This window comes from Corynebacterium sp. HMSC034E11 (assembly GCF_001835905.1).
GTDB classification, from domain to species: Bacteria; Actinomycetota; Actinomycetes; order Mycobacteriales; family Mycobacteriaceae; genus Corynebacterium; species Corynebacterium coyleae.
Genome location: NZ_KV826382.1, coordinates 109,855 through 120,817 on the forward strand (window position 1 = coordinate 109,855; position 10,963 = coordinate 120,817).

Annotated in this window: 13 protein-coding genes; 4 read left to right on the top strand and 9 right to left on the bottom strand. The window is 62.6% G+C overall.

All coding sequences use genetic code 11. The features are described from left to right. Nucleotide 1 precedes the first annotated feature (1 nt). Nucleotides 2-1,516, bottom strand: a complete 1,515-nt coding sequence (locus HMPREF2690_RS01335; protein WP_246819488.1) for a TM0106 family RecB-like putative nuclease — start codon at nucleotides 1,514-1,516, stop codon at nucleotides 2-4. 91 nt (nucleotides 1,517-1,607) lie between these two features. Between HMPREF2690_RS01335 and HMPREF2690_RS01340 the strand changes: the two genes are divergently transcribed. Then, nucleotides 1,608-2,243 carry a DUF6474 family protein gene (locus tag HMPREF2690_RS01340; RefSeq protein WP_070819948.1) on the top strand — a complete coding sequence of 212 codons (636 nt, stop codon included), beginning with the start codon at nucleotides 1,608-1,610 and terminating at the stop codon, nucleotides 2,241-2,243. On the opposite strand, the gene HMPREF2690_RS01345 is transcribed toward HMPREF2690_RS01340, so the two are convergent. Together HMPREF2690_RS01345 and HMPREF2690_RS01350 are read right to left on the bottom strand one after the other, a co-directional pair. Next, nucleotides 2,244-2,882 carry a LuxR C-terminal-related transcriptional regulator gene (locus HMPREF2690_RS01345; RefSeq protein ID WP_070819949.1) on the bottom strand — a complete coding sequence of 213 codons (639 nt, stop codon included), beginning with the start codon at nucleotides 2,880-2,882 and terminating at the stop codon, nucleotides 2,244-2,246. 15 nt (nucleotides 2,883-2,897) lie between these two features. Next, complete coding sequence (locus HMPREF2690_RS01350) at nucleotides 2,898-4,118, bottom strand: sensor histidine kinase (RefSeq protein ID WP_070819967.1); 1,221 nt, start codon at nucleotides 4,116-4,118, stop codon at nucleotides 2,898-2,900. On the opposite strand from HMPREF2690_RS01350, the gene HMPREF2690_RS01355 reads away from it, so the two are divergent. Continuing rightward, a complete protein-coding gene (locus tag HMPREF2690_RS01355) occupies nucleotides 4,117-4,668 on the top strand; it encodes a DUF2020 domain-containing protein (RefSeq protein ID WP_070819950.1) in 552 nt (183 codons plus the stop codon). The two genes, HMPREF2690_RS01350 and HMPREF2690_RS01355, sit on opposite strands and share 2 nt — an antisense overlap. Beyond that, entirely contained in the window at nucleotides 4,668-5,615 is a 948-nt protein-coding gene (locus tag HMPREF2690_RS11620; RefSeq protein WP_083320270.1) for a TIGR00730 family Rossman fold protein, read from the top strand. Before HMPREF2690_RS01355 ends, HMPREF2690_RS11620 begins: the two co-directional genes overlap by 1 nt. A gap of 3 nt (nucleotides 5,616-5,618) precedes the next feature. On the opposite strand, the gene HMPREF2690_RS12090 is transcribed toward HMPREF2690_RS11620, so the two are convergent. From HMPREF2690_RS12090 to HMPREF2690_RS12095, 6 genes are all read right to left on the bottom strand, one after another. Beyond that, nucleotides 5,619-5,771, bottom strand: a complete 153-nt coding sequence (locus HMPREF2690_RS12090; protein WP_167617510.1) for a hypothetical protein — start codon at nucleotides 5,769-5,771, stop codon at nucleotides 5,619-5,621. A 3-nt stretch (nucleotides 5,772-5,774) separates the two neighbouring features. Further along, nucleotides 5,775-6,554 (bottom strand): class E sortase, encoded by a 780-nt coding sequence (locus HMPREF2690_RS01365; RefSeq protein ID WP_070819951.1) that lies wholly within the window; start codon nucleotides 6,552-6,554, stop codon nucleotides 5,775-5,777. A 2-nt stretch (nucleotides 6,555-6,556) separates the two neighbouring features. Then, entirely contained in the window at nucleotides 6,557-7,186 is a 630-nt protein-coding gene (locus HMPREF2690_RS01370; RefSeq protein ID WP_070422659.1) for a TetR/AcrR family transcriptional regulator, read from the bottom strand. Nucleotides 7,187-7,301: 115 nt separating this feature from the next. Further along, the gene (locus HMPREF2690_RS01375; protein ID WP_070422660.1) at nucleotides 7,302-7,571 is read right to left on the bottom strand and encodes a GlsB/YeaQ/YmgE family stress response membrane protein; all 270 of its coding nucleotides are present in this window, start codon (nucleotides 7,569-7,571) and stop codon (nucleotides 7,302-7,304) included. A gap of 84 nt (nucleotides 7,572-7,655) precedes the next feature. Beyond that, nucleotides 7,656-8,561 (bottom strand): universal stress protein, encoded by a 906-nt coding sequence (locus tag HMPREF2690_RS01380; RefSeq protein ID WP_070422661.1) that lies wholly within the window; start codon nucleotides 8,559-8,561, stop codon nucleotides 7,656-7,658. A gap of 62 nt (nucleotides 8,562-8,623) precedes the next feature. Continuing rightward, complete coding sequence (locus HMPREF2690_RS12095; RefSeq protein ID WP_167594476.1) at nucleotides 8,624-8,770, bottom strand: hypothetical protein; 147 nt, start codon at nucleotides 8,768-8,770, stop codon at nucleotides 8,624-8,626. Between HMPREF2690_RS12095 and HMPREF2690_RS01385 the strand changes: the two genes are divergently transcribed. Next, nucleotides 8,706-9,755: a pseudouridine synthase gene (locus HMPREF2690_RS01385; protein WP_141761161.1), complete on the top strand. Its 1,050-nt coding sequence runs from the start codon at nucleotides 8,706-8,708 to the stop codon at nucleotides 9,753-9,755. The two genes, HMPREF2690_RS12095 and HMPREF2690_RS01385, sit on opposite strands and share 65 nt — an antisense overlap. Nucleotides 9,756-10,963: the final 1,208 nt, after the last annotated feature.

A 10,963-nucleotide genomic window follows, 5' to 3' on the forward strand; every position in this document is an offset into this window, starting at 1 on the left:
GCTAAACCTCGCCCAATCGTGGCACGCCCGGCGCGCCGGCGTCGAGGAAGTCGCGCACGGCACGGGTGGCCAGGCAGTCGTCTTCGTTGTAGCGGATGAGCATGTCGCGCGCGTCGATATCGCCAAGCCTGCCCGCGCGGCGCAGTGCCACGGAGCGTTCCCCATCCACGTCGTCGTCCTCCCAGGCGAAGCCGACCACAGGACCGAGTACTTTCAGGCCGAGCCCATCCGTGCCGACGAGCGAACGCCGCACCAGGGCGAACACGTCGACCCAATCCTCAGACGCAATGAACTCCGCAACTTCCGCCTCGTCCACCGAGGCAAACCTGCGTGCCGACGACCGCAGCCAATGGTTCTCCCCACCCGCCGCATAACAGTAAGCGCGGAAGGTCTGGCCGGCCGCGCGCGCGTCGCGGCGCCGCTGCATCAGCCACGACCAGAACGCGTTGAAGTTCGCCTCCTCGGCCGCACCACCAACGTCTTCCCAGGTGACAAACGCGCGGTACTGCTCACCGTCGTACGCGCCCCACAGGTAGGCGCCCTGGTCGAGGTAGGCCTCCATGTCGATGTCGATCTCCACGTCGGCGCGCGGCACCGGCGCTAACTTCTCGCGCCGCAACACCGGGATGCCGGCGCGCCAGGCGCGGGCGATGGCTGCGGGTTCGGCGGGGCCGTCGTCGATAAGCGACTGCACCGTGGTGATCCCCTCCTCGCGCCACACGTCCCCGCGGCCGCCCGGAAGCAGCAGCGAGATGTCGTCAAGTTCCTCCAGGCGCGGCTTGCACAGTGGCCAAAACCGGCAGGATGCGCACTGTTTCATCCGTTTCGGCTCGTCCGGGATCTCCACCGCGAGCGCCTCACGCAACTGCGGGACGTAGCGGGCGGGGTCGACAACGTACACGCGCGAACGATCCTGCCCGACCGCACCGCCACGACCATCCGCGAGCGTGCCCAACAGCACGTGTGCCATGGCCAGCCGGTAACCATCAACCGTGTGGTGGCGGCCCTTCGCCTTCACCGTCATCGCCCGGCCCAGCCCAAGCCGGCCGGTGGGCACCATCAACATCTCGTTCGTCGGATGCTCGCGCGCCACCCGGTGGTTCGAAATAATCACCGGCGCATACCCGCGATCCGTGCGCACCAACACGTCGACCTCCGCCAGCGTGGGCACACCGTCGATCTCCCCTTCGAGCGCAGCGTTGGTGATCAGATGCGCGCGTCGCTTCAGCGCCATTCGCGTATCGACGACCCGCGCATCCACCCCACCACCCGGATCAATATCAACGCGCGTAAAGGCCTTGCCGCGGCCATCCCCAACCGCCCGCTTCACCGGCAACGCATCGAACACAGCAGCACGACCCGCATCAATCTGCGGTTGGCGCAGCAGCGCATCCGGCAGCTCAGGCGTCTCCGGGTGCGCGCGTCGCTGACGCAGCCGGTAGCGGCACCCGACAAGATCGGATGCGCGCACCGGCTGCGCTGGTTGGGCAGTCCCGCCCACGGTGGGAGGTTTCACAATGCCTGCCACGATACCCGGGCAGCGTTGTCGGACCGGCAGGTACAGTGGTTTGGAGTTAACGCAAACGAAAACGCAAGGAGTACCAACCATGGGTGTCCTGGGCATCATCCGCAAAGCACGCCGCAACGTCAAGGCCGAAATTAAGGCCGCTGAGGTGCACGCACGCCAACTGGCCAAGGATCAGGCGAAGGCCGACAAGCGCACCGCCGAACTGCTGGACAAGGCAGAAAAGCGTCTGCTGAAGGAAGAGAAGAAGGGCCTCAAGCGTAAGCGTAAGCACGAAAAGGACCTGGCCAAGGCGCACCTGAAGCGCATCGAAGAAGCCGGCATTACCAAGAAGAAGGCCCAGCAGTGGACCGGCGCCGCCCGCGTCATTGTCCCCATCGCGCTGCCGCTGATCTACAAGGCGCTGACCTCCCTGCAGCAGAACCAGGTCAACGCCAACGCAGCAGGCCTCGGCCTGTCCGCAGGTGATCTGGCGCGCCACTCCGGCCGCGGCGCCGAGCTCAAGGCCCGCATCGAGGCGATCCGCGCAAGCGTGTCCGGCTCCGGCGAGTTGACCGAGAGCTTCAAGCGTGACGCGAGCGTGCGTCTCGACGAGCTCGAGCAGGCCGTCCGCAACGCCGAACACGCCAACCCGGAGCAGCGCCGTCTCGCCCACAACTCCATCGACGAGGACCTCAACGTCCTCGCCGGCGATGTCCAGGAGCGACTCTCCCGCTAGTTAGAGCACTCCCTGCTCGCGCGCCGATGCCACGGCAGAGGTGCGCGAGCGCACACCCAACTTGTCGTAAATGTGGACAAGGTGGGACTTCACGGTGGCCTCAGACAGCATGAGTTCGTGGCCGATCTCCCGGTTCGACGAACCAGCAGCCACCAGTTGCAGCACCTCCAGCTCGCGCGGCGTCAGCGACGAACGCGGCGTACGCTCGCGCGTTTCCAAACGGTCGCGCACCACCGGCGACATCGTGGCATCACCGCGGGCAGTCGAGCGCACCGCCGCGACCAACTCCTCCGGCGGGGCGTCCTTCAGCAGGTAGCCCACCGCACCGGCCTCAATCGCACCGAGGATGTCCGCATCCGTGTCGTAGTTGGTCACCACCAGCACCTTCGGCGGGTTGGTCATTCGGGAACGGATCTCCGCCGTCGCCTGCGCACCCGTGGTCACACGCTGGCCTTCCGCACCGGCGCCAAAGCGCAGGTCCATCAACACCACGTCAATGCCGCCGGCTTGCGCTGCGGCGATCGCGCCTTCCGCGGTGGCAACTTCTGCCACGACCTCGATGTCGTCCGCTTCTTCGAGCACGGCACGCAGACCGAGGCGAACGATCTCGTGGTCGTCTGCCAGCAGGACTCTAATCACCGGGGACCTCCTCGTTTACGTCTTTTGGTTGATATTAACTGGCACGGCGACAGAAAGGGCCGTAGGCCCGCCCGGCGCGGACTCAATGTCCAACTTTCCGCCCAGTTCTGCCGCGCGCGAACGCATCGCGTCCAGCCCCAGATGCCCCAACCCACTGGGTTTGAGTTCCTGAGCATCCACGTCGAAGCCGCGGCCATTATCCACCACGTCCAGACGTACCTCGTCTGGCGCATACGTCAGCGTGATGCGGGTACGGGTGGCCTCGGCGTGGTTGACCACGTTGGACACCGCCCCCTGCGCGATACGCAGCAGGCCGGCCTCCACGCGCATGGGCAGCTGGATAGCCTCGCCGTCTGTCTCCACCTCAATGTCCAACTCGCCTGCCGTGGCAAAATCACCCGCCACCCGCTCGAGCGCTTCACGTAACGACGACTCCGTCAACGGCGCCGGCGCCAACGCCGCAATCATCGCCCGCGTTTCTGCCAGGTTGTTCGACGCCGCCCGCCGCGCAGTTTCCATCTTGCGCAACGGCTGCGTCGCGTCCACACCAAGCCCCTGAATGTCGCGCTCAGCGGAGTGCAGCAGCATCTGAATCGAAGACAGGTTCTGCGCCACCGTGTCGTGAATCTCGTGAGCCAAGCGTTCGCGTTCTTGCGCCACACCGGCGGCGCGCTCAGTTTCGGCGAGAAGGTCGCGGGTGGCCAGGAGTTCGTCGATAAGCTGCTGGCGCTCTTGGCTGACCTTATTGATCGTGAAAAACGCCCAATCAATCGCCATCACCACCACCGCCGACAGCGCAGGCCCCATCACCCCACCAAGCGTGAGCCCCGCCGGGATCTGCACCGCGATACTGATCGCCAGCCCCACCACCACCCAGGCGTAGCCGAGCCAGCCGCGCATCGCCCGCAGGTACACGAAGAACAGCACAAATACCCAGTACACTGCCACCGGCGACACCGTCGTATCCGCCACCCACAGCGCAGTCGCGCTAAACGCCCACACGATGCGACCCCATTTGCCCCATCGGTACATCTCCACCATGCCGTAGAACAGCAGAAACGCGAACCCGGCAGTCAGCAGAATGTGCAGCAGCGCCTCGTTCAGCGGCATCCGCGCCAGCGCGCCCAGCGACACCACCATCAGGCACACGGCCAAAATGGTGATGCCGGAATCAAGCGCGCTGTTCTCGGTACGTTTTCCGGGGTGCTGCTCCAGCAGCACTAATCTGGAGCTCATGCGTTCGAGATTACCCATCGTGCTGCTCGTGCTCGCCCTCGCCGGTTGCGGGGAGCAATCGCTTAACGACGACAACCCCACCCCCGAGCCCGCACCCGCCCCCGATTCCGGCCTGCCCGTCGAAGCACTGCCGGAAACCGCACGCGACGGGTGGCAGGAGTGCCCCTACCTGGACACCGAGTGGGTCGCGCGCACCAACGGCCAACGTGTCACCGGGGTGGGCACCGACACCCGCTTCGACACCCCAGCCTGCCAGTTCTGGTCCTACCCCGAAGAACCCCAACTGACCGTGATCGTGCGCCACATGGACTCCCCCGAGCAGGCCATGGCTGTGGTGGACTGGGCTACCCCGATCGATTTCACCCAACCCGCCGACCAACCCGAAGGCTGGGACGGCGGCCGCCACGGCGGCGGGGACGTCCCCAACCGCATCGGTGCCGCATACTCCGTGGCCAAAGGCAACGTGGCCGTGACGGTGTTTACCAACCAGGACGAGTCGGTCAAAGCCGAAGCGGTAGCCACCGAAGCAATCACTAACCTGGGGCTGTAATGAACACCATCAACGTCGCTGCCATCGTATTCACCGACAACGCCGGGCGCGTCCTGTGCGTACGCAAACACTCCAGCCCGCGCTACCAACTCCCCGGGGGCAAGCCGGAAGGCGGCGAGACCCGCCTGCAAACCGCCATGCGCGAAACCCGCGAAGAAGTCGGCATCGACGTCGACCCCGAACGCTTAAGCTACCTGGGCACCTTTAGCGCCGAGGCCTCCAACGAGCCCGGCCACAGCGTGACCTCCACTGTGTTCCTCCACCCCGGCCTACCTTCCGACCCGGTCCCTGCTGCCGAGATCGCCGAAGCCACCTGGATCGACCCCACCGACCACGCCGACTTTGAAATCGCACCCCTGCTGCGCACCCAAATCTTTCCCGCGCTAACCCCCGCGAACATCAACGCCATCGCCGTGTTCGCCGGCGCCCGCGAGGGCACCGACCCGAACAACGCCACGCTCGCCCGCAGTTTCGGCGAGGCACTGGCCCGCCACGACATCACTCTGGTCTACGGCGGATCCAAGCTCGGGTTGATGGGTGAGGTGGCGAGGGGGTCGTCGAAAAGCATTGGCGTCCTCACACACCACCTGGCGCAATACGAGATCCAGTACGACGGGCTCGAGCGCCTCGAAATGGTGGACACCCTCGCCGAGCGCAAAGCACGCATGAGCGAACTTTCCGACGCCATCGTGGCCCTGCCCGGCGGCGCCGGCACCCTCGACGAACTTTTCGACGAATGGACCAACCAACAACTCGGCCTCCACCGCAAACCCATCGGGCTGCTCGGCCGCGACTTCTGGGCCCCCTTTATCGCCATGGTGGACCACATGGTCGCCCACGGCTTTGTGCGCGCCACCGACCGCGCCCACCTCATCGTCGCCGACGACCCCGACGAACTCATCGCAGCACTGCGCGCCTGGCACCCACCGGTACCGCGCTGGCTCTAAGGGCTACACCGCGACGTCGTTATACGGCATCTGCGCCGACACCCACGGGTAAATAACCTCCATGAGCAAGAGAAACAGCAACACCAAAATGACGGCGGTGAGCAACCACTTCACCACCGGCGGGCCGGGCAGTTTACGCCACAACGCTGCATACATGGGCTAATCCACCTCCGTCATCGCCGGCGGGAGCGCGCCCGCCTGGTCCTTCGGCGTCACTTCCGTGCGCACCGCGTGAATGATCATGCGCTCCGCATTAGAAAACTGCGGGTGGCACGTGGTCAACGTAATCAGCCCCTCCATGCCGGGCTCCACCTTCGTGGACTTCGACCCAGGCATCGGGTTGACCACCTCAATGTTGCCCGGCAGCGTGATCTCCCGGCCAAGCACGTGCTGGTAATCGCCCGACGCGATGCGCTCATTCATCTGCTCCGGCAAGCATCCGGCGCCCTCCGCGTGACGAGCCGCCGGATCCGGCGACAACGGCATCACCCGGTACGTCACCCATTCGCGCTGCGTCTCCACCACGATCGCGTCACAGGCCTTCAGCGCGCCAAGGTCGTTAAACGGCGCACCCTTGCCCACACGGTGACCGGCAACCGCGAAGTTGCCATCTTGGCCCGGGAACTGCGTATCCGGGTAGTGGCCCGGACCCGTGAGCAACTGCGCCTCCTGCACGCCCTCGACGATGGCGAACTGGTAGTCCTGCCCAAACGCCGGGATATACATCTTCGCAAGCGCGTCCCCCAACTCGGCGTGCTTCGCCTGACGAGGGTTCACCCACTGCTCCTCAAGCCTCGTCTGCACATCGTCCTGCATCTTCGCCGACGCCAAATTGGTCCAATAGGACTCATAAAACGCGAACAGCAACAGCAACACACCAACCGTCAGCAGGACCTCGCCAATCACCTGCGAGACACTGACACGATTCTTCCCAGCCATAACTAAATGGAGTAATCCGGTGGCGGCGCGCCCAACTTGGACTTGGCCAGAGCCTTAGCAGTGTGCAGGGGTGCGCTATCACGCAAAATGCGCGCCCCCGCCAGACCGCCTTCCAGGAAGATCAGCAGCTCATCCGTCAACGAGGACGAATCGTAGCCATTCTTCTCATTGAGCAACTCCGTGATCGTGGAATGCATCCACAGGCGGTGATTCCTGCAGGTCTCCACAATCCGCTCCTCGGATTCCGTCTCCGGGCGCGGGTACTCGGCCGCAGCGTTGAGGAACGGCGAGCCACGGAACTCCTTCTGGGGCTCCTCCTCGATCGCCATATCGAACAAGGCGAGGATCTTCGAATCCGCATCCGGCGCCTTCGCCGCACGCTCACCCCAACGTGAACGGTACTGCTCGTCGAGCTCCTCCAGGTACGCAACAACCAAGTTGTCCTTCGACCCCAGCAGCGAGTACAACGACGCCTTCGCCACATCCGCCTCACGCAAAATGCGGTCAATGCCGATGACGCGGATGCCTTCTTCTGTAAACAGCTTCGTCGCGGCATCCAGCAGACGCTGCCGAGGACTCGGACGATCGCGACGGCGCGCAGGCGCCTTCTTCTTACTCGTGGCGGCGGCCAATAGGAACTCCTTTCGCGCGCCTAAAACAGGACCATCTCAATATAGACAAAACGGTTCGTCTATTCCAGCGAAAAGCCCCCGGAGCAGCTCACTCCGGGGGCTCAAAGCAGATTGCTTATCGACGACTACCTGTCACCTTATTCACAATCCACAGCAGAATCACCGCACCGATCAGGCAGGTCAGGAAACTAAAGAAGCGTCCCCCGCCTTCCACATCAAAGCCGAGCAGGCCAAGCAGCCAGCCGCCGATGAAACCACCGATAACACCGACCAGAATGTTCAGGCCGATGCCCATCTGTGCGTCACGGTTCTGCATCTTGGATGCGATCCAGCCAGCAAGGCCGCCGATAATAATCCAGCCGATAAAACCAAGTGTTGGAGTCATGTTGAAATCCGTCCTTATAAATAGATTTTGTCAGTTACCCCTACCATTGTCCCTCGTTTTTCGGACTTTTGGGTAACGAATCTATTACTCCTCCGGACGGACCACCATCATCGGGCACGGCGCCGACTGCAGCAGCGCACGCGAAGTGGACCCAAGCAGCATGCCCTTGAAGCCGCCACGGCCGTGCGAACCGGTCACCAGCAACTGGGCGTTCTCTGCCGCGTTGGTCAGTGCGCGCACCGGACGGTCACGTGCAATAACCTTCTTCACCTGGACATCCGGGTACTTCTCGATCAGTTCGGCCAACAACTCGTCGAGAAGCTGCTGCTTATCCTGCTTCACAGCTTCCCAGTGATCCTCAGCCACCGCGTATCCCGCACCAGGGCCCTGGATGTGAGTATCCACCCAAGTGTGCACCGCAACCAGCTCCGCCCCACGCGCCGCCGCCTCCTCGAAGGCAACTTCAGTTGCGCGCTGCGAAACCTCAGAGCCATCCACACCGACCACAACCGGACCGTACTTGTTCTCCTCGGTCACCGCGCTATCCTCGCGCACCACCACAACCGGGCAGTTCGCGTGCGACACCACAGCACCAGAAACGGAGCCCAGCACCATGCCAGACAGGCCGCCCAGACCACGGGAGCCCATCACGATCATCGTGGACTCATTCGACATACGCAGCAGCATGTCAATCGGAGAACCCTCAGCCACCGCGTGGCCAATGTGCAGGTCCGGCGCCACTTCAAGTGCGATATCGCGGGCACGATCCACGGACTGCATCGTCTCGCGCTGGAGTTCGTCGAAAATCTCCGCCGGCGGAACCATGCCCTCCGCGTACAGGAACTGCGGCATGGTGTAGCTCGCAGCCAAACGCAGCGGAATACCACGCTTCATCGCCGTATTCGCCGCCCAACGCACCGCATTATCTGAAGCGGGGCTGCCATCGACAGCAACAACGACGATGTCTTCGCGGGTCTCTTCCTGGGTCATTATCTCAGCCTTTCTGAGGTAGACAGGTGGTTATACCCACATTCTAGTCGCGCAAGCGCAAGTTAGCGGGGAATCTCCACCGGGGTCGCCGCCGGCGCATTCGCCGGATACAGCAAGTTGTAAATCAGGGTCAACGCGTCCGCGATCGCCTTACCAATGCCCTGCGAAAAGAAGCCCATCAATGGCTCAACCAATGCTCCAAGATCCATGCGGGCTAATCTACTACACACTATGGCGAGAAAGAAGGGTCCACCAGTAATGCCGCTGCCACCCCGCGGCGGCCTCGGCGCATCCCGCGCCCGCGTCCCCGAAGGCAACGGCATTCGCGCCATCGACTTCATCTGGCACCTCGTGTCTACTCAGCGCCACCGCCACCCCGAAGACAACTTTTCCGCAGTACAACAGCGTTTCGACGACTCCCTCGTCGTCCTCCGCGACACCACCCCAATCTCTCCCGAGGACTGGCTCGAACCCGGCACCGACGTCTTCTTCTACCGACGTCCCGCCCCCGAAACCCCCGTCCCCTACGACATCGTTCCAGTCTTCGAAGACGACAACATCCTCGTCGTGGACAAGCCACCATTCCTGGCGACGATGCCGCGTGCCTCCCACATCACCGAAACCGCCACCGTGCGTCTCCGTCGCGCCACCGGGAACGAAGAACTCACCCCCGCTCACAGGTTGGACCGCGGCACCTCTGGTTTGTTGCTGTTGACCAAACGCCGCGAAGTCCGTGGCGCCTACCAGGAACTTTTTGCCCGCCGGGAGGTGGACAAGATGTACGAGGCGATCGCACCGTATGTTTCTCTTCCTGTGCCTACGGAGTGGTCCCACCACCTGGTTAAGGTTGCTGGCGAAGCCGCTGGTTCTGTGGTCGTGGGTGAGGAGCCGAACTCCCACACCGAGGTCGCCTCCGTTACTCGGCTGCCTGCTGAAGAGGAGCAGGAGTTGCAGTCACTCTATGGCGTCACCGATCCTTTGGGACGCTACGTTCTCCACCCAACAACCGGCCGCACCCACCAACTACGACTGCAAATGATGACCGAAGCCGCCCCCATCCTTGGCGACACCATCTACCCAGTCCTACTCCCCGCCGACGCCGAAGACTTCTCCCGCCCCATGCGGTTACGTTGCATCGGCTTAGGGTTCGTAGATCCATTGACCGGCGAAGATCGCTCCTTCGCACTGAATTAGAGGCGGGAAGGCCTGACAGCTCCTTCGTTGGGCAGTCCGGCTGTCACAATCTGTCGCGACCATTTCCGACTTACCGGAACCCCGAATGCAAAACTGCACATCACACCTTTCGCTGACCTGGGCGGAGTGTAAAACCCTGCAGCCGATGAGGCATCATTTTGCATCGATAGCTGTTCGCGCCAGACATGAAGTATCTACGGGAGGGTGGAAACCGCTTGGCTCCGCATTGCGGACTAGTGGGGGTGTACCCATTAACTATGCAGCGGCATAGTCATGCCCGATCTCCTCCTTACTCTGCATTGCGGACAAGTGGGTGGACACCAACTATGCAGTGGCATAGTGCTGCTCGTGCGTTATGGACTATGCGTTGCGGACTAGTGGGCGCCCACCAACTATTTAGCGGCTGCACCTACCTCTGGTGGCTGGCAATCCTACGTACTGCAGACTACTAGGAGATCACCCTTTGACAATGCAGTGGCATAGAGAGGACCGTGGCGTCTCCCAATCTGCATTGCGGAACAGACCGGTGATCGCCGGTGACTATCCCGTGGCATAGGATCGCTCGATCCATCCCTCGTTCCGCATTGCGGACAAGTGGGGGTGTACCCATTAACTATGCAGCGGCATAGTCATGCCCGATCCCCTCCCTACTCTGCATTGCGGACAAGTGGGTGAACCCCAACTATGCAGTGGCATAGTGACGCCGCTTTTTTGTCGTTGATTCCGCATTGCAGACAAGTGGGTAAACACCAACTATTTCCTTGTATCGGATGGGCTACTTTTCAAAGAGCACTGACAAGAGCGCCGCCGGTGGCATCGACTCCGTGTTCCGCATTGCGGACTACTGGGTGGACCCCAACGACTATGCAGTGGCATAGTGACGCCGGTTCGGTCATTGACTCCGCATTGCAAACTAGTTGGTCGCCACCAACTATTTCGACACCGCTGTTGGGCTACTTTTCGAAGAGCGCCCCTCGGTGTTGGTTTCTATTGTCCGCATTGCGGACAAGTAAGTGTGCACCAACTACTATGCAGTGGCATAGTGACGCCCGCACTGTTCCCGCTCCGTATTGCGGGCTGGTGGGTGGACCCCACTGTTTCTGTTGTCGGCGACGACAATTCATGTGGGTATACGTGAAAACACCCAGAGTGCAGCACGGGTGGTGCTGGGCTCTGGGTGTTTGTGTGTGAAGTTGTTGGGTCGGCGG